Consider the following 22,019-nt stretch of genomic DNA (forward strand, 5'->3'; position numbering starts at 1 on the left):
GAGCGGAGCGGCGACACGCCGGCTCGGGATGCCTCGGCTCCGCGTGTCGGCCCGGGCATCCGCCGTCGTGCACACGGTGCGGCGCGCGCGAGCCGGTAGCGTCGAGGGATGCGGACGCGGTGGGCGGTACTCGGACCCGGTGGGATCAGCGGCTTCTTCGCGCGGGCGATGCCGCACTCGCGATTCGGGGTGCTGCACGCCGTCGGCAGCTCGGATCCGGCTCGCGCCGCGGCCTTCGCGGCGGAGCACGGCGCCGCGGTCTCGGGCACGTACGACGAGATCCTCGACCGCGACGACGTCGACGCCGTCTACATCGGCACGGTGCACACGACCCATGCGCGCCTCGCGGAGGCCGCGCTCGCCGCGGGCAAGGCCGTGCTGTGCGAGAAGCCCGCGACGCCCACTCTGGAGGCGACCGAGCAGCTTCTGGCAGCGGCCGGATCGTACGGCGTCCCGTTCCTCGAGGCGTACAAGTGGAGATTCGGCCCGTTCGCCGCACGGGTGGCCGATCTCATCTCCGATGGAGCGATCGGCGAGGTGAGCGCGCTCGAGACGGCGTTCGGCTTCACCGCCGGGGAGCGGTCGGGGCGGCTCTTCGACCCGGCGCTCGCGGGCGGTGCGCTGCTCGACGTCGGCGGGTATCCGGCATCCTTCGCCGTCGGAGTGGCGGCGTGGGTCGGAATCGATCTCGATCCGTCCGTCACCGAGGTCACGGGGACGATCGGCGACACCGGTGTCGATGAGGAGGCCTCCGCCGTCGTGCGCTTCGGCGCATTCTCGGCGGCGATCCGCACCTCGATCGTCACCGACCTCCCGTGCCATGCGGTGATCCGAGGCACCGAGGGCCGGCTGGTGCTGCCGGATGCCTGGGGCACGCGCACGGAGAGCGCCTCCGTCATCGTCCACGAGCGCCACGGCTCGGACCGCGTGCGGATCGATGTGGACGTCGTCGATCCCTTCGCCGCCGAGGCGGATGCGGTGTCGCTCGCCCTCGCCGACGGGCGCGCGCAGATCCCGGAGTTCCCGTGGGCCCAGACGCACGCGACCGCCCGCGTGCTGTCGGACTGGCGCGCCGCACTCCACCCCTGAGCTCGATGTCCCGGTCCGCACGGGTGCCGGTGGGTCAGACCCGCACCCGCAGGGACATCACATCAGGGACGCGGCGGGCTCCGGGCGGTGGATGCCCCGTGGGCGGTAGCCCAGGCAGTCCGAGAGGCCGACGAGGTCGGAGAGGTACCAGACGATCGCCAGCCACATCTCGGTGCCCTGCAGGCCGGGTGCGGCATCCGCAGCGCCGGGATGGAACGCGAAGCCCGCGTCCCAGTGGTCCAGCGCATCGGCGAGGAGCCGGCGCGCCAGCGCGGTCACCTCGGCCGAGCGGTGTCCGGGTGAGAGCCACAGCGGATGCGCGACGTCGAGCACGTTGCAGGCGTTCTGGGCCGCCGGAGCGAACAGCGCTGGATCGGAGGCGTGCGCGAGCACGGTGTCGACGAGCGCGCGCGGATGGGGGACCGGGACGCCGAACTGGGCGAACGTCCCCCGCGACGCGCGGTAGAAGCCGTTGACCCGCTGCAGCAGCTCTCCGCCGCCCCAGACGCCGGTGGCGGCATCCGTGCGGGTCACGAGCCACCCCAACAGCGCCTCCGCGTAGCCCGGATCGACCGCGTCGCCGCGCCGCAGCGACCAGTGCAGAGCGGTTCCGACCGCGTCGACCCCGTGCCCGGCCGACCACGCTTCGTCCTCCCAGGGCAGCGAGTCGAGGAACGACGCGACCTCGGCCGCCGAGCGTCCCGCCAGCGCGGGCAGAGGGTGCGCGAAGCCCGATCCGAGCAGATCCAGCGCGTATCCGACGCACTCAACGTGGTAGGCGACATCGGGATCGGCCAGGTCGACGACGGATGCTCCGAGCGCGGGCACCGCGCCGGTCGCGGCATCCTGCCAGCCGCGCAGCCGATCGACCTGCACGTCGGCGGGGAGCTGCGGTGGAGCGGTGCCGAGCAGCAGATCGGCGATCTCGATCGCGTCGCACTGCGCCCGCACCGTCGGAGCGGCACCGGGGCGGTCGACGAAGAGCGCGGCCGAGGCATCCCACGACCGCTCGAGGATCTCGGATGCCGCAGCCCGCGCCGCGTCGCCGAATGCCGCGACGCGGTCGGCGAGCGGGTCGACGGGTTCGATGCGCCACTTGAGGAACCGCGCGGGACTGCCGCCGACGACCGCCCCGGCGGGCACGTCCTTCGTCACGACGGCACCGGCGGCGAGCACCGAGTGCGCGCCGACGTCGACGCCGTCGAGGATCACGACGTGCGATCCGATCCACACGTCTTCGCCGATCACGATGCCCTTCGACGTCAGCGGCTGGCGGAAGACGGGCCGATCGGGATCCGACATCGTGTGGTTGAACCCGAGGATCGACGTGTGGGCACCGATCCGCACGCCGTCGCCGAGCTCGATGCGTCCGCGCAGCACCGTGTACGGATTGATCGAGCAGTCGGCCCCCGCGCGCAGCGTGCCGGTCAGGTACGCGCCCGCCGCGATGTAGGTCCGGTCGCCGAGCACGAGTTCGTCGTCGTCGACCGACGCGTGATCGGAGATGAAGCACTCCTCGCCCCACGTCCAGGTCGGGTGCGATGCGAGCAGCTCCGACTGCAGTGCGCGCTGCGCGGCGTGGGCCTCAGCATCCGCCCGGGTCCAGAAGTCCCACGGCGAATGCTCGAACGGGGAGATCACGAGCGCGCCGCGGCGGGCGGAGCCGTCGACTGCCGCACGTTGAGCGTCGGGCTCAGCGACACGCGGTGCACGGGCCGCGTCGGGTCTTCGATGCGTCGTGCCAGCAGGTCGACCGCGGCGGCGCCGACGGCGGCGCGCGGCGGGCTCACGGCCGTGAGGGCGGGCGTGAACAGCTGCGCGACCTCGTCGTCGTAGGCCACGACCGACAGGTCGTCGGGCACCGAGATGCCGCGGTTGAGCGCGATGTCGATGAAGGCCATCGCCTCGGGATCGGAGTGGATCAGCAGACCTGTGACGCCGGTGGCCAGCGCGGTGTCGATCGCCGCCTCCACGGCATCCGAGAAGCCGGGTCCGCTGCGGTCGGGGAAGAACTCCTCGAAGTGCTCCGACGGGTTCAGGGCGAGCTCCTCGCACGCCGCCGCCCAGCCCGTCACGATCTTGCGGCCCGTGGGCGAATCGCGCGACAGGATCAGGCCCACCTTGCGATGGCCGAGCCCGGCGAGGTGGCGGGCGGCGAGCACGGCGCCGAGCGCGTGATCGGTCGTGACGCTCTCGACGGGCTCGCGGCCCGGCAGGAGCACGGCCTCGCGCTCGACGAACACGGCCGGGACGCGGCTCTCGGCCAGCCACTGCACGACGTCCTGTGCGTGGGCGGCATCGGGATTCGGCGCGACGATGAGCCCGCGCACGTCGCCGTTCGCCACGAGGCGTTCGAGCACCGGTCGCTCGTCCTGCAGCTCGTACGACGCGCCGCGCAGCAGCAGCCGCAGGCCCCGCCGTCGCGCCTCGTGCTCCATGCCGCGGACGACGCCGGGCCAGTAGTAGTTCAGGGAGGGGACGAGCACGGCGATCGAGCCGCCCACGGCCTCGACCGGAGGCCGCACCGACCCGGTGTCGACGGCCGCGACCGGCACGGCCCCGCCGTGCACGCGCTCGAGGTGCCCCTCCTCCTCGAGCTGCTGGAGATCGCGCCGCAGCGTGACGGGGGCGACCCCGAGCTCGTCGGTCAGCTGCGAGACGCGCACGATCCCGTCGCGCTCGAGCGCCGTCAGGATGTGCGCGTGGCGCGCGGGCGCCAGCGGCGCGTGCTGCTGATCGGTCATCGCTGATCCTTTGTCGTCGCTCGGCGCGCGAGCGTCGATGTGTCCTTTTCTACCGTGATCGAGAGCGCACGTGTCGTCGTCACGCTCAGGTCGATGCGGGCGAGTCGCGCTCCCCACACGTCGGAGAGCATCGGATCGTCGAGTCCGCGCTCGACGACCCGGGCGGTCACGTCCGCGGGCCACCGCACGATGATCGGCGTCGCGCCGTCGAGCGGCGTGATCCGGGCATGGTCGGCGGCGAGCTCGAGCGCTCCTGCGACGAGCATCCGCACGGTCGTCTCGGGCTCTTCTCCCGAGACCTCGCCGAGCTCCCACGCATCGTCGATGCGGACGACCTCGTGCGCGCGGTCGAGCGTCGCGGTGCGTCGCCAGGTCGCCAGTGCCGACACGGGATACGCGCCGGAGACGTCGAGGGAGAGTGCGGATGCCGTCTCCGTCAGCATCGGGACGACATCGCGGGCGGCGAACTGCGCGCCGGCGCCCTGCGCCGTGCCGCGGACCTCGGGCACGTTGTGCCACGAGCTCTGCATCGTCCAGATGTCGTATCGGTCGGGTCCGAACGTCGCCTTGGTGTAGGTTGGGCGGCCGGCGTCGACGAGCACCGGCACGCCGTCGCACGCCACGACGAACGATCCGACGTCGTTGTGGTTGTGGTGCTCGCCGTTGTGGCCGCCCTTGACCGCGAGGGCAAGGCCGACGGCCGATCCGGCGTGCTCGCGCACCAGGAGCACTTCGGTCGAGGGGAGCCACACGTCCCGCGGCAGGGGAGACGAGGCGACGGATGCCGCGATCCAGTCGCGGTCGGTGAGCGCCCGTACGAGCCTTCCGAACCCCGCGGCTTCGTGGGGGACCAACGCCCGGTGCGCTGCGGCGTGGGCGGCGGCATCCATGTCGCCTGCGCGGCGTGCCGCGCGGTGCAGGGCGTGCCACGGCTGATCGGAGGTGGGACGCGCCTGGCCGTCGGCCAGGTTCAGATACCACGCGCCGCCGAGGTGCGACCGGTGCGGGAAGGCGACGGTCTCGCGCAGGGCGGGTACCGCGGGCACCGCGTCGAGTTCGCCGTCGGTCGCGTGCGCGATGACATCGAGGGCCTCGAGAGCACGGCACGCGCCGTTCCACCAGTACGAGTACCCCTCGTCGATCGCGCCGTCGGCCGGGAGCGAGGTCACGTAGCGGTCGAGTCCTTCGAGCGCGAGAGCGACGATCGCGGCGCGGCGGTCGCCGTCGCCGGGCTGGTCGAGGAGCCGGAGCGCGGCGACGATGACGTTGCCGTGGATCCAGGGGTTCCAGTTGTGCACGTCGCCGTCGAGCCCGATCCAGTGCCAGTCGCGTCGCGCCACGAACGGATCGAAGACCCGCACGCGGGCTTCGTGGCGGATGCGGGCCCGGATGCCGGGCGCGCGCGCATCCAGCTGCGCACCGAGCACGTGGTCGATCCAGGCCAGCTGACCGACGACCTCGCCGGCTCCGAGATCGAGGAACGGATCGGTGACGGTCGCCAGCACGGCGCCGTGGCGTTCGAACGTGTCGTCGTGGGCCGGCCAGCACCACGAGCTCTGCTCGCACAGCAGCTGCACCCCGTCGACGACCTCGTCTGTCCATCGTTCATCGAGGGTCACGGCGGCGGCGACGGCGGCCCGGCTCACCCGGTGCTGACGGGCGTAGGCCACCTGCTCCCACCCGTCGCGGTCGCCGTCGCGATGGACACGGGCGGCGGCGCCGGCGAGCGGAATCGGCCACGGCGCGCCGAGGTCGTCGCCGGCGCGCGCGAGGATGCCGTCGGCCGGCACGTCGCCCCACGCCTCGCGATCGCTCGCCGGTGCGACCGGCAGCGCGTCGTCGGCGGGGCGCAGACGGGTCGTGAGAAGGGCGGCCGAGGCGCGGGCCGCGAACGCGTCGGACAGTGCCCCGTGGAAGGCGGTCGTCATCCGCAGCTCCTCTCCGTCGAGTCCGTGTGAACATCGGTGATGATCGAAAATGATCGTATCACGTCAAAATTCGACTTGCCATGATCGAAACAGGTTGATAATCTCCAAACGATCGCGAACGAACCCGAACGAATCGCGCACCTTCAAAGGAGAACCTGTGGCGCCCCAGCGTACGAGCAGCACGGCGGACTGGAGCCGCCGGGAGTGGCTCGCGTTCGCTGACCGCCTGCTCGCGGGGGCGATGGCGCACGCGTCGGAGAACAACGCCCGCATCACTCCCCCCGGCGTCGAGGGCGGCTACGGCACCGCCGTCGACGGGCTCGAGGGGTTCGCGCGCACCTTCCTCCTCGCCGGCTTCCGCATCGCGGGGGAGCGGGGCGAGGGCGTCGACCATCTGATCGACTTCTACTCACGTGGCATCGTCGCCGGTGTCGATCCCGACGCCCCCGACCGCTGGGTGCGCCTCGACGAGCACCCGCAGGCCAAGGTCGAAGCGGCATCTCTCGCCCTCATCCTCGACATGACGCGCCCGTGGATCTGGGATCGCCTGGATGCGCTCACCCAGCAGCGCGTCATCGACTACTTCTCGCCCGTCGTGGGCGACACGACCTACCCGAAGACGAACTGGCTGTGGTTCCGCATCGTCGTGCAGACGTTCCTGCGGTCCGTCGGCGGACCGTGGTCGGCACAGGACATCGCCGACGACCTCGACCTGCACGATGCGCTCGTGCGAGAGGACGGCTGGCTCAGCGACGGCGTCGAGCGCTCGTACGACCACTACATCGGGTGGGCGCTGCACCTGTACCCCGTGCTCTGGGTGAGAATGCAGGGGGGCGCCGAGCTCGCCGGCGACCGCACGACGACGGATGTCGCGGCGCTGGACCGCTTCCTGCGCGATGCCGTCGTCCTCGTCGGCGCCGATGGTTCGCCGCTGCTGCAGGGCCGCAGCCTCATCTACCGCTTCGCCGCCGCCGCGCCCTTCTGGGCCGGCGTGATCGCGGGCGTGCCCTCCTCCTCTCCCGGCCTCCTCCGGCACGCGGCCGACCGCGTCGTGCGGCACTTCGTCGACAACGGCGTGCCCGATGACGACGATCTGCTGTCGATGGGCTGGCACGGAGAGTGGCGCAAGCTCGCGCAGTCGTACTCCGGGTCGGGATCGCCCTACTGGGCGGTCAAGGGTCTCGTCGGGATCTCGCTCCCGGCGGATCACCCCGTGTGGGCCGCCCCGAGCGAGCCGCTCCCGGTCGAGTCCGGCGACGTCCTCGCCCGCATCGCCGCTCCCGGCTGGGTGGTCTCCGCCACGCAGTCCGACGGCATCGTCCGCATCGCGAACCACGGCACAGACCATGCGCTCGAGGGCGCGCTCGTCGGAGACTCGCCGATCTACGCGCGCATCGGCTACTCCACCGCCGCCGCGCCGCTCGCGAACGGCCAGGCGTGGCGCGAGCCGCTCGAGCAGTCGGTCGCGCTCGTCGACGCCGCGGGCCGCGCGACCCACCGCGCGGCCATGACGCTGCTCGGCACGCGCGTCGACGACGACGTCGCGATCGCCTCCTCGACGTCGACCGCCCACTGGATCGCCCCCGCCGACACGCAGGTGCGACACGGCTCGGGGATCACCGGCGAGGTCGCGCTCGCCGGGTCGCTCACGGTGCACTCGCTCGTGCGCGGCCCGTGGGAGGTGCGTCTCAGCGCGATCGACGCCCTCGAGTCCGGCATCGATCCGGCGGGCCTTCGCCTCCGCATCGGAGGATGGGCCCTCGCCGGGGCGGACGCGCCCGTCATCGCAGCCGCCGACGACACGGCCACCGCCACCCACGTCGGTCGCGCGAGCGGCATCCGCGCGCTCACGGCGGGGGGAACCGCATCCGTCGTCGTCCGCGCCGATGCCAGCCCTCTCGGCGCCCACGCGGCCGTTCCCGTCGTCGACCACGCCGTCGCGGTCGGAGCGTGGACGGCGACCCTCGTGTGGCTCGAGGGCGTCGTCGACGGCACCTCGTCCGGCGACCCCTCCACCGCCCTCGTCGACGTCGCGGGACACACCGCGTTCGTCACGTGGCCCGACGGACGCGCGACCGCGACCCGTCTTCTCGACCACCGGCAGGCCCTCTCGGCAGACCGGCAGTAAGGCCCGAGCCCGATGACGGGTCCGGACAGCAATCGCAAAGGAGCAGCACCACTCATGAAGCGCAAAATCGCCGCAGCGGCGTCACTCGTCGCCGTCGCCTCGCTCACGCTCGCCGCGTGCAGCGGCGGAACGACCGAGGAGCCGGCCGCGTCGGCAGGCCCGGTCACGATCTCCCTCTCCGGCTGGAGCCTCGAGACCACCCCGGAGTTCCAGGCGCTCGCCGACGCGTTCACCGCGGAGAACCCCGACATCACCGTCGAGCTCAAGGGCTATGACGCCGCCGAGTACAACACGCTCGTGACGGCCGACCTCGCCGCCGGCACCGGTCCCGACATCATCACGCAGAAGGAGGTCAAGTTCGTCACGACCTTCCAGGAGGGCGGACAGCTCCTCGACGTGTCCGACGTCGAGCTCCCCGAGGGCATCGGCGGAGCGTCGTCGTACGAGGTCGACGGCGTGCAGTACGGCGTGCCGTACCGCCAGGACTCGTGGGTCCTCTTCTACAACAAGGACCTGTTCGCGCAGGCCGGTGTCGACGAGCCCGACGGCTCGTGGACGTGGGAGGACTACGACGCCGCGGCCGCAGAGCTCTCGGCCGCCCTCGCGCCCGCGCGCGGCGGCTACATGCACCGCTGGCAGTCGGTCGTGCAGGGCTTCGCGAGCGCGCAGAACGACACGAACGTCCTCGAGGGCGACTACGAGTACATGGGCGAGTACTACGACCGCGTCCTGGCCCTCCAGGCCGACGGCGCGCAGGTCGACTTCAACACGTCCAGCGCGAACCAGCTCACCTACCAGGGCGAGTTCGGCAAGCAGACGGCGGCCATGCTCCCGATGGGCACGTGGTACACCGCGACGCTGATCGCCCAGCAGGCCTCGGGCGACGCCGACACCTTCGAGTGGGGCATCGCGCCGATCCCGCAGCTGTCGTCCTCGACGACCGGCATGGACAACGAGCCCGTGACCTTCGGCGACCCGACCGGCTTCAGCATCAACGCGAACACGGATGCCGACAAGCAGGCCGCCGCGAAGAAGTTCCTCGCGTTCGCCGCCAGCGAGAAGGGCGCCGACGTGCTCGCCGCCATCGGCATCACCCCCGCCTTCTCGAACGAGACCGTCACCGAGACCTACTTCGGTGTCGACGGCGCCCCGACCGACGACCTGTCGAAGTTCGCCTGGTCGACGCACGAGACGCACCCCGAGAACCCGACGTCGTCCAAGACGGCGGCCATCCAGGGCATCCTCAACGACATGCACTCGGCGATCCTGTCGGGCTCGACGCCCGTCGAGCAGGCCATCACCGAGGCGCAGGAGCGCGTCAAGAACGAGGTCGGACTCGACTGAGTCCGTTCGACTCGGTGGCCGGCCCTGCCGTGCGCAGGGCCGGCCACCGCCTCAGAACAGCAGCAGAAGGCAGAGAATCATGACGACAGTCGCCGCCAGGGATGCCGGTGCCGCGACGGTGAAGCCGCCGTCGCAGCGCAGACGCCGTTCCAAGCTCGCGCTCCGCAACACCCTCATCGGGTGGAGCTTCATCCTCCCGAACTTCCTCGGGTTCGCCACCTTGACCCTCGTGCCGGTCATCGTGCTGTTCTACATGTCGTTCACGAACTGGAACGTGTTCGGCAAGGCCGACTGGATCGGCTTCGCCAACTTCACGCGTCTCTTCGGCGACGGCAGCTTCCGCATCGCCCTGGTCAACACCCTGTACTACTCGGCGCTGCACATCCCGCTGACGATCATCGTGTCGCTCGCGCTGGCGCTGCTGCTGAACAACAAGCTGCGCGGTGTCGCGTTCTTCCGCACCGCAGCCTTCTTCCCCTACATCACCTCGATCGTCGCGATCGCCGTGGTGTGGAACCTCCTCTTCAGCCCGGACTACGGACCGATCAACGAGATCCTCCGCTTCATCGGCATCCAGAATCCGCCCGGATGGCTCACCTCGACCGACTGGGCCATGCCCGCTGTCGTGATCGTGAGCACGTGGCGCGACATGGGCTACTACATGATCCTGTTCCTCGCGGGCCTGCAGACCGTGCCCCGCGAGCTGTACGAAGCCGCCCGCGTCGACGGCGCGAACGCCTGGAACCGCTTCGTCAACGTCACGCTGCCGTGCCTGCGCCCGACGATGTTCTTCGTCACCGTCATGCTGACGATCGGCTCGTTCAAGATCTTCGACCTGATCCTCGTGATGACCGACGGCGGACCCGGACAGGCGACGCTCGTGCTGTCGCAGTTCATCTACCGCAAGGGATTCGAGGAGAGCCAGTTCGGCTACGCCTCGGCCGCCGCCGTCGCGCTGTTCTTCATGTGCATCATCGTGACGATCCTGCAGTTCCTCTGGAACAAGAGAGCGAGCAAGTGATGACCGGTCTCACCGTTCCCACGCAGGATGTCGTGGGCCTGCGCAAGCTGAGCGAGGGCGCCCCCGAGCGGCGCGACCGGTCCGGCGGACCCGCGCAGTCGCCGGGTCGGCGCATCGGACGCATCGCGATGTACATCGCGCTCATCGTCGCCGCCGTGGGGCTCCTGCTGCCGTTCTTCTGGATGGTCATGAGCTCGCTGAAGAGCCCGAACGAGGTCTTCAGCGTCCCGGTCAAGTGGTTCCCGGAGACCGTCATCTGGGCGAACTACATCGACATCTGGACCGAGACGAACATGCTCGTCTGGATCCGCAACACGCTGCTGCTGGCCGTGGTGGTGACGTTCCTCCAGGTGCTGACGGGCTCGTTCGCCGCCTACGGCTTCGCCAAGATGCGCTTCCCCGGCCGCGACGTCCTCTTCCTCGTCTACATCGGAACGATCGCGGTCCCGTGGCAGTCGTACATGATCCCGCAGTTCATCCTGCTGTCGAACATCAAGGTGTCCAACACGCTGTGGGCCATCATCCTGATCCAGGCGTTCGGCGCGTTCGGCGTCTTCCTGATGAAGCAGTACTACGAGACGATCCCGGAGGAGCTCAGCGAGGCCGCCCGCCTCGACGGTCTCAGCGAGTACGGCATCTGGCGCCGGATCATGCTGCCGCTGTCGATCCCGGCGCTCGCGAGCCTCACGCTGCTGACGTTCGTGGGCACGTGGAACGACTACCTCGGGCCGCTCATCTACCTGCGCAACCCCGACCTGTGGACCATTCAGCTCGGACTCAAGTCGTTCGTGAGCAACCTCTACGACACCAACTACGCGCTGCTGTTCGCGGGTCTGACGATCTCGATCATCCCGATCGCGCTCATCTTCCTCGCCGGGCAGAAGTACTTCGTCGAGGGCATCGCGACGAGCGGGATGAAGGGCTGATCATGCGCCGCATCTCGCACGACACGTATGCCACCGTCTTCGCCGTCGTCTATCTCGGCGTCGTCACGAACGCCCTGCTGCTCGTCTCCAGCCTGCCGCTCGTGGTGCTGCTGGTGACGACCGACCCGATGACGTCGTGGCCGCTGATCGCCATCGCCGCGCCGCTGTGCGCGCCGGGCATCGCCGCGGCGTTCCGGGTGTTCCGCGAGCATGCGCTGGGCGGCACCGCACCGGTGCGCGCGTTCTGGGCGGGCATCCGCGCGACGTGGGCCAAGGCGCTGGCGATCGGTGTCATCGGAACCTCCTCGATCGTGGTGCTCTTCGTCGACTTCCGGCTCGTCGCGGATGCCGCGATCGGCGTGCTGGTCGGCCCGGTGCTGCTCGTGCTGGCGTTCGTGGCGGTCGCCACGACACTGCTCGCCCTCGTCGGCGTGGCCGAGGAGCCGGCCGCCCGCCTGCGCGACATCCTCCGGGCCGCCGCCGTCCTGGGCATGCGCCGCTGGTATCTGACGGCCGTGTCGCTCCTCGCCTTCGGGGCGCAGGCGTGGCTGTTCGTCTCGATGCCCGCCATCGCGATGGGCCTCACGGCATCCGCCGCCCTCTACCTCGCCTGGGCGAACTCGCGGTACTCGCTGCGCCCTGTGCTCGACCTCGAACCGGCTGTCGCCTGACCGGCGTCGTCACCCCTCACGAAGGAAGCCCTCACTCATGACGTCCACGTCCACCGAGACCCCCGCCATCGCGGGCCTCGATCGAGCGCTCGTGCAGGCGCTGTCCACCGTGCGCCGCAACATCGGCGCCTTCGGCAGCGCGTACCCCGACGACACGACGACCGGCGACCGGTACCCGCTCCGCCCGGCGCACAAGGGGTTCCCGGTGGGAGCCAACCAGGGCTGGACCACGAGCTTCTGGCCCGGCACGCAGTGGATCGCGTTCGAGCTCACGGGCGACGCGGAGTTCCGGGATGCCGCGCTCGGCCACGCCCGCGACTTCGCCCGCCGGGTGCACGACGAGGAGGACCTCGAGACCCACGACCTCGGATTCCTCTACACGCTCGCCTCGGTCGCTCCGTGGCGGCTGCTGTCGGATCAGGCCTCGCGCGCCGCGGCGCTGCGCGCTGCGGACGCCCTCATGCGCCGCTTCCTCGAGCCGGCCGGCATCGTGCAGGCGTGGGGCGACCTCTCCGACCCCGCGCAGCGCGGGCGGACGATCATCGACAGCCTCATGAACATGCCGCTGCTCACGTGGGCCTTCGAGCAGACCGGTGAGGAGCGCTACGCCGACGCCGTCCGCCGCCACACGACGCAGCTGCGCGCGCACATCCTCCGCGAGGACGACTCGACGTTCCACACGTTCTACTGGGACGCCGAGACCGGCGAGCCGCTGCGCGGCGGCACGGAGCAGGGCGCGTTCGACCAGTCGTGCTGGGCACGGGGCCAGGCGTGGGGCATCTACGGCTTCGCCCTCAACCACAAGGCGACCGGCGACCCCGAGCTGCTCGAGGCGTCGCGCCGCTCGGCCGAGTACTTCCTCGCCCACCTCCCCAGCGACCGCGTGCCGTTCTGGGACCTGGTCTACACCGACGGCAGCGATGCCCCGCGCGACAGCTCGGCCGGTGCGATCGCGGTGTGCGGGCTCCTCGAGCTCGCTGAGCTCGAGACCGACCCCGCCCTCGCCGACCGCTGGCGGGCGGAGGCCCGCGGCATCCTGACGTCGCTCATCGCGAACTACGCGCCGGAGACGCCCGAGGCCTCGGACGCGCTGATCCTGCACAGCGTCTACGACCTGCCGAAGGACAACGGCGTCGACGAGGGGACGCTCTGGGGCGACTACTTCTACCTCGAGGCGCTCATGCGCGCCGCGCGCCCCGATTGGACCCCCTACTGGTGAGGCTCGTCACGCTGCGCACCCCTGCGGGACTCCGGGCGGCCGCCGTCGTCGACATCGCCGGGGTCGACCGCGTGGTCGAGCTCGCCGGCACGGTCGCCGACGTCCTGGCCGACCCGGGCGCCCGCGCCGTGGCCGAGACGGCGGTCTCGGCCGCGACGGACGCCGCGCCCGCCCTGGCGGACGTCGAGCTCGACGCGCCCGTGCGACCGGGCAAGCTCCTGTGCCTCGGCTACAACTACCGCGGGCACGTGCCCGACGGCGTCGATCCGACGGCCTCCGATCCGGAGTTCCCCGACGTCTTCGTCAAGACGCCGAACACGATCGGCGGACCGCACGATCCGGTCATCGTTCCGGATGCCGCGACCGATGTCGACTACGAGGGCGAGATCGCCGTCGTCATCGGCCGACGGGCCCGCGGCGTCGCGCTGGAGGACGCCCTCGAGCACGTCGGCGGCTACACGATCCTCAACGACGTCTCCGACCGCGCCTGGCAACGCCGTCAGAGCCAGTGGGCGCTCGGCAAGTGCTCCGACGGCTTCGCGCCGCTCGGGCCCTGGGTCGTCACGGCCGACGACGTCGCCGATCCGCAGGATCTGCTCGTCGAGGTCGTGCGCGACGGCGTCGTGACGGTGTCGCAGTCGACGTCCACCACGATCTTCTCGGTCGCCTTCGTCGTCCACTACCTCAGCCAGATCATGACGCTCGAGGTCGGCGACGTCATCTCGACCGGCACGCCGCAGAAGCTCCCCGAGGCGAACGACTCGCACCGGCCGCTGGCGGCGGGGGATGCTGTCACCATCCGCATCTCGGGCCTCGGCGCCCTCACGACCACGTTCATCGACCCGCTGGGAGCATCCGCATGATCCTCGACACCTTCCGCCTCGACGGGCGGGTCGCCCTCGTCACCGGATCGAGCCGCGGTCTCGGCCAGGGCGCGGCGGTCGCCCTCGCCGAAGCCGGCGCCGACATCGCGCTGCTCGATCGCGGCGACGCATCCGAGACCGCCGAGCTCATCCGCGCGACCGGCCGTCGTGTGCACCCGATCTCCCGCGACCTCGTCGACGCCGCGCCCGAAGACCTCGCGTCCGCGGTCGACGAGGTGGTCGCCGAGCTGGGGGGCCTCGACATCCTCGTCAACAACGCCGGCACGATCCGACGGGCACCGGCCCTCGAGTTCGCGGCACAGGACTGGAACGACGTGCTCTCGGTGAATCTGGACGCCGTGTTCCACCTGTCGCAGGCCGCCGGACGCCACATGGTCGCCAGCGGTCACGGCCGCATCATCAACGTCGCCTCGATGCTCTCGTTCCAGGGAGGCATTCTCGTTCCGGCATACACGGCGTCCAAGCACGCCGTCGCCGGACTGACGAAGGCGCTCGCGAACGAATGGGCCGCCTCCGGCGTCACGGTCAATGCCATCGCGCCGGGCTACATGGCCACCGACAACACCGCCGCCCTCCGCGCCGACGAAGCGCGCGAGGCATCCATCGTCGCCCGCATCCCCGCGGCACGGTGGGGCACGCCCGCCGATCTTCAGGGCGCCTTCGTCTTCCTCGCGTCGGATGCCGCCGCCTACGTCACGGGTGCCGTCGTGCCCGTCGACGGCGGCTGGCTCGTGCGCTGACAGAATTCTCTACATCTCCAAGGAGCGGAACACATGGAACAGCGCTACGCCACGAACCCGACGCAGATCCCCGGCATGACCACGAAGGAGCTGCGCGAGAGCTATCTCGTTCCCCAGCTCTTCGTCCCCGGCGAGGTCACCGTCGTCTACACGCACCACGACCGCATCGTGCTGGGCGGCGCCGTGCCGGCCGGCACCGACCTCGTGCTGACGGGCTACCCCGAGATCCGCAGCGACTACTTCCTCGAGCACCGTGAGGTGGGCATCATCAACGTCGGCGACACGGGCACCGTGACCGCCGACGGCGAGGTCTACGAGCTCGTGAATGGCGCCTGCCTGTACCTCGGCCGCGGGATCCGCGACGTCGTGTTCCGCGACGCCGACAGCTCGGAGGGGGCGCAGTTCTACCTCTTCTCCGCTCCCGCCCACACCGCCTACCCGGCTGCCCTCGTGTCGCCCGGCGAGGGCACCGTGCGCGAGCTCGGCGACCAGGTCACCAGCAACCGCCGCACGCTCAACCAGTACATCCACGAGAACGGCGTCAAGAGCTGCCAGATCGTCATGGGCGTCACCGAGCTGCACCCGGGCTCGATGTGGAACACGATGCCGGCGCACACGCACGACCGGCGCACCGAGTGCTACCTCTACTTCGACGTGCCGGAGGACGCTCGCGTCATCCACCTGCTCGGCGAGCGCGAGGAGACGCGCCACCTCGTCGTGGCCGATCGCCAGGCGATCATCTCGCCGAGCTGGTCGCTGCACTCCGGTGTGGGCACGGCGGCGTACTCCTTCATCTGGGCGATGGCGGGCGAGAACCAGGCGTTCGACGACATGGACCCCGCCCCCGTCACCGGCCTGAAGTGACGTCGCCTCCCGCAGCCGTCGCCCCGCTCCTCGCGATCGGCGAGACGATGGCGATGGTCGCCCCCACCACGGCGACGCGTCTCGTCGACGCAGTCGAGTTTCGCGTGGACGCGGGGGGAGCCGAGTCGAACGTGGCGGCGCACGTCGCCGCGCACGGGCATCGGGCCGGCTGGTTCTCGCGGCTCGGCGACGACCCGCTCGGACACCGCGTCGCGCGGCTGCTGGCGGCCCGGGGCGTCGACGTCTCCGCCGTCGGGTTCGATCCGGGGCATCCGACCGGCGTCTACTTCAAGGACCCCGGTCATCCGGTGCGCTACTACCGCGCGGGCTCGGCCGCGGCCCATCTGTCGACCGCCGATGCGGAGGCCGTCGCGCTCGAGGGCGTACGCGTCGTCCATGTCTCGGGCATCACCGCGGCGATCTCGCCGTCGGCGGCGGCGTTCCTCGATCGCGTCATCGATCGTGCGCGCGCCGCCGGCCTCCTGGTGAGCTTCGACGTCAACCATCGCGCCGCGCTCTGGTCGACGACCGAGGCGGCGGCGCCGCTCGAGGCTCTCGCCCGGCGCGCCGACGTCGTGTTCGTCGGCCGCGACGAGGCCGAGGCGCTGTGGGAGACTGCAGATGCCGCGTCCGTCCGTGCCCGGTTTCCGGGCGTGGCGGAGCTCGTCGTCAAAGACGGCGACATCGGCGCGACGACCTTCACCGCCGCCGAGACGGTCTTCGAGCCCGCTCTGCGGGTCGAGGTCGTCGAAGCCGTGGGCGCCGGCGACGCCTTCGCGGGCGGCTATCTCGCGAAGCTCCTCGACGGGGCGTCCCTGACCGAACGACTCCGCGCAGGCCACGCGCGCGCGGCACTGACACTGCAGACGACGGGCGACTCCGTCGACGAGGAGGAGCACCGATGACCGACTTCACCGAGTGGTTCGACGCCGCCTTCGCGGGATCGCCGCTGATGGCGATCCTCCGCGGCATGGGCGTCGAGCGCTCCGTCGCGCTGGCGAGCACCGCGTGGGACCTGGGACTCGATCATGTCGAGGTGCCCCTGCAGACCGAGGAGGACGAGCGCGCGCTGCGCGAAGTCGTGCGTCTGGGCGCCGAGCGCGGCAAGGTCGTCGGTGCGGGCACGATCCTACGCGTCGAGCAGGTGGCGGCGGCTCAGGCCGCGGGGGCCGCGTACCTCGTGGCGCCCGGGCTCGACCCTGCCGTCGTGCGCGCGGCGCAGGAGGCGGGCATCCCGATCCTCCCGGGAGTGGCGACGCCCTCCGAGGTGCAGCTCGCCGTCTCGCTCGGCCTCACGTGGCTCAAGGCATTCCCCGCGTCGTGGCTCGGGTCGGGATGGTTCCGGCTCGTGCGCGGACCGTTCCCCGAGGTGCGCTTCGTCGCGACGGGAGGAATGGATGCCGCCAATGCGGCGGAGTTCCTCGACGCCGGCGTGCGCGTCGTCGCGGTGGGCTCCGCCCTCGAAGACGCCGCGCAGCTCGAGAAGCTCGCCGCGCTCCTCGCATCGCGGAGCGCCGTCTGACGATGCCGACGTTCGCGATCGGCGACACCGACTTCCGGCTCGACGGGCGGCCTCACCGCATCCTCTCCGGAGCGCTGCACTACTTCCGCATCCATCCGGACCAGTGGGCCGACCGCATCCGCAAAGCGCGACTGCTCGGCCTCAACACGATCGAGACCTACGTGGCGTGGAACGCGCACGAGCCGGTGCGCGGAGAGTGGGATGTCGCGGGGGCGAACGACCTCGGCCGCTTCCTCGACCTCATCGCGGCCGAGGGCCTGCACGCCATCGTGCGTCCGGGGCCCTACATCTGCGCGGAATGGCACAACGGCGGACTGCCCGCGTGGCTCACGGCGATGCCCGGGATCGGTCTGCGCCGCTCGGAGCCGGCGTATCTCGCCGAGGTCGCGACGTATCTCGACCGCGTCTACGAGATCGTCGCGCCCCGGCAGATCGACCGCGGCGGCCCCGTCGTGCTCGTGCAGATCGAGAACGAGTACGGCGCCTACGGCGCCGACAAGGACTACCTCGCCGAGCTCGTGCGGGTGACCCGGTCGGCGGGCATCATGGTTCCGCTCACGACGATCGACCAGCCCGAGCCGCAGATGCTGCGCGACGGCTCCCTGCCCGGCCTGCACCTGACGGGCTCGTTCGGGTCGCGCGCGGGGGAGCGCCTGGCCACCCTCCGCGCGCACCAGCCGACGGGTCCGCTGATGTGCGCGGAGTTCTGGGACGGCTGGTTCGACTGGTGGGGAGGCGTGCACCACACGACGTCGGCCGCCGACTCCGCCGCCGAGCTCGATGCACTGCTGGCCGCCGGGGCATCCGTGAACCTCTACATGCTGCACGGCGGCACGAACTTCGGACTGACGAACGGCGCGAACGACAAAGGCCGATATCTCCCCATCACGACGTCGTACGACTACGACGCCCCGCTCGACGAGGCCGGCGACCCGACGGAGAAGTTCCACGCCTTCCGCGCCGTGATCGCGAAGTACGCACCGGTTCCCGACGAGCAGGTCGCGGATGCCGCGCCCGCGCCCGCGTTCGAGGTGGCGCTGACGTGCGACGGCGAGTGGCTCCCGGCGCCGACGGGGGAGGCCTCTGCACTCCCTGCGACGTTCGACGCCCTCGCGCACACGAGCGCCCTCGTGCGGTACGACGCCGCCCTGGACTCGCGCGGCGGGCTGCTCGCGTTCGGCGACGTGCGCGACCGGGCGTGGGTCGAGGTCGACGGGAGCGCGATCGGCGTGCTCTCGCGCACGGGGAACGAGCGCTCGCTGCCCGTGCCGAGCGGTGAGCGGCTGACCGTCCTCGTGGAGGACCAGGGCCGCGTCAACTACGACGAGCGTCTCGGCGAGGCGAAGGGACTCATCGGCGGCGCGACGCTCGACGGCGTGCCGCTCGAGGGGTGGACGGCGACACCGATCGACGTCGCCGCGCTCGTCGACGCCGACACGCACGCCGACGGGGCCTCGAGCCCGCGCGCGCGGTGGACGGGCTCGTTCGACCTCGACACGACATCCGATCTGTTCCTCGACACCGACGGCTGGGGCAAGGGCTACGCGTTCGTCAACGGGTTCCTCCTCGGCCGGTACTGGCGCAGCGGACCGCAGCAGACGCTGTACGTGCCGGCGCCCGTCACTCGGGCGGGGAGGAACGAGGTCGCCTTCGTCGAGCTCGAGCGGGGCACCGCGGCATCCGCTCGTTTCGTGCCCGGCCTGCGCCTCGGCCCGCGCGAAGAGTAGCCCGCCAGCGGCCGCCCTGCCGTGCGCGCAACTCCTCAGGAACCGGGCGGTGTCGGCGCGTCGACCCCACGCCACGCCGAGGCGGCGCCGTCTGTGAGGAGTTGCGCGCAGCCGGAACCGCGCCGCGGTCACCCCGACGCGACGAGGGCGGCCCAGAGCTCCGCGCGCGCGGCGAACGACGACAGGTCCGACCCCAGGAGCCTCTCTGCCTGCCCGATGCGCGCCCGCACGGTGTGCCGGTGCACGCCGAGGGCGGTCGCCGCCGCGTCGATGCGCGCGTCGTGCTCGAGCCACGTCCGCACGGTCTCGATGAGCGCGCTGCCGCTGCGGTCGTCGGCGTCGCGCAGCGGCGCGAGGCGCGCGGAGGCGAGGGCGCGGCCCGCCTCCGTGTCGAGGGCGGAGAGGACGCCGGATGCCGCGACATCGCCGAAGCGGGCGACCTGCCCCGCCGTCGCGCGTGCGAGTGCCGTGGACGCCTGCGCGTGCGCGGCGGCGAACGCGGCGTACGCGGCCGGCTCCGACGCCCCGATGCGTGCGTCGAACCGCGCCGCGAACGCGTCCACGACATCGGTGTCACCCGCCCCGGTGACCAGGACCAGTCCGTCGTCGTCGCGTCCGAAGAACAGGCCCCCGCGCGATTCGGTGGCGCGCAGCTCCAGCCACTCCGCTCCGGCATCCGATCGTGCGACGTGGGCATCGGTGACCGCCACCACGATCGGCGCGGCGGGGAGCCCGCCCCAGAGATCGCGGGCGATGCGGCGGGCGAGGGCGGGGTCGCCGGCGGCCAGCGAGTGCACGAGGCCCGTGCGCAGCAGCGTGCGCGCCCGGCTCAGACCCTCGTTCTGCTCGAGCGCGAGGCCGGCCATCGCGATGACGGCCGTCAGCACGCCGCGTCCCTCCTGGTCGAGCTCGCCGGCGGCGATCGCGATCACTCCGCGCAGTCGCCCGCCGCGCCCCAGGGTCTGCAGGGTGAAGGCGGTGCCGCCGACCTGCAGCGACGAGCCCGCACGCGCGCCGCGGCGCAGGACCGCGCCGACGTCGGCGGTGAGCGATTCGAGCACGGCCGGGTCGAGCGCGCCGGCCGGATGCTCCCGCGAAAGGGCTCCGGATGCCTCGAACAGCCCGACCCATGTGTCGAACTGGCGTGCCAGTTCGGCGAGCGTCGCGCCCAGACCGTCGGGTCGGAGGGCGGCGAGGGAGATCGCGCGCTGCGCGGCGAGCGCCCAGGAGCGGCGGGCATACCCCTGCCCCGCGATCGCTTCGGCGTTCGCGCGCGCGACGGCGATGAAGGGGGTCTTGTACGGGACGACGAACAGCGGCATGCGCTCCGCGCGGCAGGCGTCGACGAGCGCGGGCGGGATGCCGTCACGCAGCACCTCGGTGCCGAAGCCGAGCGCGACGACGCCCCGGCCCGCCAGACGGCGCACGTATTCGAGGCACGTCCGCGGGTCGTCGCCCTCTTCGAGGAACTGCCGCCCCGTCGTGAGCAGGGCGAGACCCTCGGACAGGAACGGCGTCGGATCGGCGAGATCGCTCGTGTGGATCCATCGGATCTGCTGATCCAGGGCGCCGGGCTCGAGCTCGTCCTCGGTCCCCTCGAGGCGCAGCAGGAGCTCGCGTCTGTTCAGCAGGGAGCGCAGCGTCGGCGCTTCGTTCGCGGCATCCATCATCATCCGTTCCGACGGCTTGTACGCGACGTACACGGTCGCTTTCAGAATGTACATCGAGGCAGGTGTCTGTGGGCCATCCGTTCGCCGTAAGGTCGCCCACATGAGCTCGACCGACACTCTCACGACTCCCGTCGGCGGTCCCTCCCTCCCGCAGGAGCGCCGCCTCGTCACCAGCATCCCCGGACCCCGCTCGCAGGCTCTGCTGGCCCGCAAGGCCGCAGCCGTCTCCGCCGGCGTCGGCCACACCGTGCCGATCGAGGCCGTCGCAGCGGGTGGCGGCGTCGTCGTGGACGCCGACGGCAACTCGCTGATCGACCTGGGCGCCGGAATCGCCGTCACGACGGTCGGCAACGCGCACCCCAAGGTCGTCGAGGCCGTCCAGGCCCAGGTCGCGCAGTTCGTCCACACGTGCTTCACGATCTCGCCGTACGAGGGATACGTCGCCGTCGCCGAGGCGCTCAACCGTGTGACTCCCGGCGACCACGCCAAGAAGAGCGCGCTGTTCAACTCGGGGGCGGAGGCGGTCGAGAACGCGGTGAAGATCGCTCGCAAGTTCACCGGCCGCCAGGCGGTCGTCGCATTCGACCACGGCTACCACGGCCGCACGAACCTCACGATGGGCCTGACGGCGAAGACCATGCCGTACAAGAGCGGGTTCGGACCCTTCGCGCCCGAGATCTACCGCATGCCGCTGTCGTACCCCTACCGCGACGGGCTGACGGGGGCCGAGGCCGCTGCGCGGGCCATCTCCATGATCGAGAAGCAGATCGGCGCCGACAGCCTCGCCGCGATCATCATCGAGCCGATCCAGGGCGAGGGCGGATTCATCGTCCCGGCCGAGGGCTTCCTCGGCGCCCTCGTCGACTGGAGCCGCGCGAACGGCGTCGTCTTCATCGCCGACGAGATCCAGACCGGCTTCGCGCGCACCGGAGCGATGTTCGCCAGCGACGTGTTCGGCATCGTGCCCGACGTCATCACGACGGCGAAAGGCATCGCCGGGGGCATGCCGCTCGCGGCGGTCACCGGGCGGGCCGAGATCATGGACGCCTCGCACGTCGGCGGCCTCGGCGGCACGTACGGCGGCAACCCCGTCGCGTGCGCTGCGGCACTGGCGACCATCGAGGTGTTCGAGGAGGAGGACCTCGCCCAGCGCGCGGTCGCCGTCGGCGACATCCTCGTCCGCCGCCTCACCGAGATGCAGCAGGCCGACCCGCGGATCGGCGATGTCCGCGGCCGGGGCGCGATGGTGGCCGCCGAGTTCGTCGACCCCGCCACGGGGGCTCCGGATGCCGCGCTCACAAGCGCCGTCGCCAAGGCGTGCATCGCCGAGGGCGTCATCGTGCTCACGTGCGGCACGTACGGCAACGTCATCCGCTTCCTTCCGCCCCTGTCGATCCCCGACGAGCTGCTCGAAGAAGGACTCGACGTCGTCGCGGCCTCCCTCGCCGCGCACTGATCCCCGACTTCGGCGGGTCCGGCCCGGGGGGACCGGGCCCGCCGAACCCGAAACATCCGCCCTCCCGCGACACCCGAACCAGACCC

General features: G+C 71.4%; 18 protein-coding genes. 14 read left to right on the top strand and 4 right to left on the bottom strand.

Annotated elements, in window-relative coordinates:
• Nucleotides 1–108 precede the first annotated feature (108 nt).
• The gene (locus B0B14_RS01810) at nucleotides 109–1,089 is read left to right on the top strand and encodes a Gfo/Idh/MocA family protein (protein WP_076679735.1); all 981 of its coding nucleotides are present in this window, start codon (nucleotides 109–111) and stop codon (nucleotides 1,087–1,089) included.
• Between the two features lie 57 nt (nucleotides 1,090–1,146).
• Here the strand turns inward: B0B14_RS01810 and B0B14_RS01815 are convergent, their stop codons facing one another.
• From B0B14_RS01815 to B0B14_RS01825, 3 genes are read right to left on the bottom strand one after another with little or no spacing between them, the layout of a single operon-like run.
• On the bottom strand, nucleotides 1,147–2,730 hold the full coding sequence (locus B0B14_RS01815; RefSeq protein ID WP_076679737.1) for an acyltransferase: 1,584 nt from the start codon (nucleotides 2,728–2,730) through the stop codon (nucleotides 1,147–1,149).
• Nucleotides 2,727–3,833 (bottom strand): substrate-binding domain-containing protein, encoded by a 1,107-nt coding sequence (locus B0B14_RS01820; protein ID WP_076679739.1) that lies wholly within the window; start codon nucleotides 3,831–3,833, stop codon nucleotides 2,727–2,729. Before B0B14_RS01820 ends, B0B14_RS01815 begins: the two co-directional genes overlap by 4 nt.
• Nucleotides 3,830–5,761, bottom strand: coding sequence for a heparinase II/III domain-containing protein (locus tag B0B14_RS01825; RefSeq protein WP_076679741.1), 1,932 nt, complete (start codon nucleotides 5,759–5,761; stop codon nucleotides 3,830–3,832). The genes B0B14_RS01820 and B0B14_RS01825 overlap by 4 nt, the downstream gene beginning before the upstream one ends.
• Before the next feature lie 157 nt (nucleotides 5,762–5,918).
• Between B0B14_RS01825 and B0B14_RS01830 the strand changes: the two genes are divergently transcribed.
• The 12 genes from B0B14_RS01830 to B0B14_RS01885 all read left to right on the top strand — a co-directional run bounded on the left by B0B14_RS01830 (nucleotide 5,919) and on the right by B0B14_RS01885 (nucleotide 18,807).
• Nucleotides 5,919–7,889 carry a DUF2264 domain-containing protein gene (locus B0B14_RS01830; protein ID WP_076679743.1) on the top strand — a complete coding sequence of 657 codons (1,971 nt, stop codon included), beginning with the start codon at nucleotides 5,919–5,921 and terminating at the stop codon, nucleotides 7,887–7,889.
• A 54-nt stretch (nucleotides 7,890–7,943) separates the two neighbouring features.
• The gene (locus B0B14_RS01835) at nucleotides 7,944–9,233 is read left to right on the top strand and encodes an ABC transporter substrate-binding protein (RefSeq protein WP_076679746.1); all 1,290 of its coding nucleotides are present in this window, start codon (nucleotides 7,944–7,946) and stop codon (nucleotides 9,231–9,233) included.
• 79 nt (nucleotides 9,234–9,312) lie between these two features.
• Complete coding sequence (locus tag B0B14_RS01840) at nucleotides 9,313–10,254, top strand: carbohydrate ABC transporter permease (protein ID WP_076679748.1); 942 nt, start codon at nucleotides 9,313–9,315, stop codon at nucleotides 10,252–10,254.
• Nucleotides 10,254–11,180, top strand: a complete 927-nt coding sequence (locus B0B14_RS01845) for a carbohydrate ABC transporter permease (protein ID WP_076679751.1) — start codon at nucleotides 10,254–10,256, stop codon at nucleotides 11,178–11,180. The genes B0B14_RS01840 and B0B14_RS01845 overlap by 1 nt, the downstream gene beginning before the upstream one ends.
• 2 nt (nucleotides 11,181–11,182) lie before the next feature.
• Nucleotides 11,183–11,851: a YesL family protein gene (locus B0B14_RS01850; RefSeq protein WP_076679754.1), complete on the top strand. Its 669-nt coding sequence runs from the start codon at nucleotides 11,183–11,185 to the stop codon at nucleotides 11,849–11,851.
• Nucleotides 11,852–11,888: 37 nt separating this feature from the next.
• Nucleotides 11,889–13,070 (top strand): glycoside hydrolase family 88 protein, encoded by a 1,182-nt coding sequence (locus B0B14_RS01855; RefSeq protein WP_076679756.1) that lies wholly within the window; start codon nucleotides 11,889–11,891, stop codon nucleotides 13,068–13,070.
• On the top strand, nucleotides 13,067–13,933 hold the full coding sequence (locus tag B0B14_RS01860; protein ID WP_083710272.1) for a fumarylacetoacetate hydrolase family protein: 867 nt from the start codon (nucleotides 13,067–13,069) through the stop codon (nucleotides 13,931–13,933). The genes B0B14_RS01855 and B0B14_RS01860 overlap by 4 nt, the downstream gene beginning before the upstream one ends.
• Nucleotides 13,930–14,694 carry a 2-dehydro-3-deoxy-D-gluconate 5-dehydrogenase KduD gene (gene kduD / locus B0B14_RS01865; protein WP_143733603.1) on the top strand — a complete coding sequence of 255 codons (765 nt, stop codon included), beginning with the start codon at nucleotides 13,930–13,932 and terminating at the stop codon, nucleotides 14,692–14,694. The genes B0B14_RS01860 and kduD overlap by 4 nt, the downstream gene beginning before the upstream one ends.
• Before the next feature lie 33 nt (nucleotides 14,695–14,727).
• Complete coding sequence (gene kduI, locus B0B14_RS01870; RefSeq protein WP_076679757.1) at nucleotides 14,728–15,558, top strand: 5-dehydro-4-deoxy-D-glucuronate isomerase; 831 nt, start codon at nucleotides 14,728–14,730, stop codon at nucleotides 15,556–15,558.
• Nucleotides 15,555–16,463: a sugar kinase gene (locus B0B14_RS01875; RefSeq protein WP_076679759.1), complete on the top strand. Its 909-nt coding sequence runs from the start codon at nucleotides 15,555–15,557 to the stop codon at nucleotides 16,461–16,463. Before kduI ends, B0B14_RS01875 begins: the two co-directional genes overlap by 4 nt.
• The gene (locus B0B14_RS01880) at nucleotides 16,460–17,080 is read left to right on the top strand and encodes a bifunctional 4-hydroxy-2-oxoglutarate aldolase/2-dehydro-3-deoxy-phosphogluconate aldolase (protein WP_076679761.1); all 621 of its coding nucleotides are present in this window, start codon (nucleotides 16,460–16,462) and stop codon (nucleotides 17,078–17,080) included. Before B0B14_RS01875 ends, B0B14_RS01880 begins: the two co-directional genes overlap by 4 nt.
• A 2-nt stretch (nucleotides 17,081–17,082) precedes the next feature.
• Nucleotides 17,083–18,807 (top strand): glycoside hydrolase family 35 protein, encoded by a 1,725-nt coding sequence (locus B0B14_RS01885; RefSeq protein ID WP_076679765.1) that lies wholly within the window; start codon nucleotides 17,083–17,085, stop codon nucleotides 18,805–18,807.
• 128 nt (nucleotides 18,808–18,935) lie between these two features.
• Here B0B14_RS01885 and B0B14_RS01890 read toward each other — a convergent pair whose 3' ends face one another.
• The gene (locus B0B14_RS01890; RefSeq protein ID WP_372236626.1) at nucleotides 18,936–20,531 is read right to left on the bottom strand and encodes a PucR family transcriptional regulator; all 1,596 of its coding nucleotides are present in this window, start codon (nucleotides 20,529–20,531) and stop codon (nucleotides 18,936–18,938) included.
• A gap of 46 nt (nucleotides 20,532–20,577) precedes the next feature.
• Here B0B14_RS01890 and gabT point away from each other — a divergent pair, with 46 nt between their 5' ends.
• The gene (gabT, locus tag B0B14_RS01895) at nucleotides 20,578–21,933 is read left to right on the top strand and encodes a 4-aminobutyrate--2-oxoglutarate transaminase (RefSeq protein WP_076679767.1); all 1,356 of its coding nucleotides are present in this window, start codon (nucleotides 20,578–20,580) and stop codon (nucleotides 21,931–21,933) included.
• Nucleotides 21,934–22,019: the final 86 nt, after the last annotated feature.

It is taken from the genome of Microbacterium sp. RU33B, assembly GCF_900155915.1.
Taxonomy (GTDB): domain Bacteria; phylum Actinomycetota; class Actinomycetes; order Actinomycetales; family Microbacteriaceae; genus Microbacterium.

Excerpts from the sequence above, each read along its gene's own strand:
- B0B14_RS01810 (WP_076679735.1), top strand. The coding sequence starts at position 109 with ATGCGGACGCGGTGGGCGGTACTCGGACCCGGTGGGATCAGCGGCTTC.
- B0B14_RS01820 (WP_076679739.1), bottom strand. The coding sequence starts at position 3,833 with ATGACCGATCAGCAGCACGCGCCGCTGGCGCCCGCGCGCCACGCGCAC.
- B0B14_RS01825 (WP_076679741.1), bottom strand. The coding sequence starts at position 5,761 with ATGACGACCGCCTTCCACGGGGCACTGTCCGACGCGTTCGCGGCCCGC.
- B0B14_RS01835 (WP_076679746.1), top strand. The coding sequence starts at position 7,944 with ATGAAGCGCAAAATCGCCGCAGCGGCGTCACTCGTCGCCGTCGCCTCG.
- B0B14_RS01840 (WP_076679748.1), top strand. The coding sequence starts at position 9,313 with ATGACGACAGTCGCCGCCAGGGATGCCGGTGCCGCGACGGTGAAGCCG.
- B0B14_RS01845 (WP_076679751.1), top strand. The coding sequence starts at position 10,254 with ATGACCGGTCTCACCGTTCCCACGCAGGATGTCGTGGGCCTGCGCAAG.
- B0B14_RS01850 (WP_076679754.1), top strand. The coding sequence starts at position 11,183 with ATGCGCCGCATCTCGCACGACACGTATGCCACCGTCTTCGCCGTCGTC.
- B0B14_RS01855 (WP_076679756.1), top strand. The coding sequence starts at position 11,889 with ATGACGTCCACGTCCACCGAGACCCCCGCCATCGCGGGCCTCGATCGA.
- kduD (WP_143733603.1), top strand. The coding sequence starts at position 13,930 with ATGATCCTCGACACCTTCCGCCTCGACGGGCGGGTCGCCCTCGTCACC.
- kduI (WP_076679757.1), top strand. The coding sequence starts at position 14,728 with ATGGAACAGCGCTACGCCACGAACCCGACGCAGATCCCCGGCATGACC.
- B0B14_RS01880 (WP_076679761.1), top strand. The coding sequence starts at position 16,460 with ATGACCGACTTCACCGAGTGGTTCGACGCCGCCTTCGCGGGATCGCCG.
- B0B14_RS01885 (WP_076679765.1), top strand. The coding sequence starts at position 17,083 with ATGCCGACGTTCGCGATCGGCGACACCGACTTCCGGCTCGACGGGCGG.
- B0B14_RS01890 (WP_372236626.1), bottom strand. The coding sequence starts at position 20,531 with ATGTACATTCTGAAAGCGACCGTGTACGTCGCGTACAAGCCGTCGGAA.
- gabT (WP_076679767.1), top strand. The coding sequence starts at position 20,578 with ATGAGCTCGACCGACACTCTCACGACTCCCGTCGGCGGTCCCTCCCTC.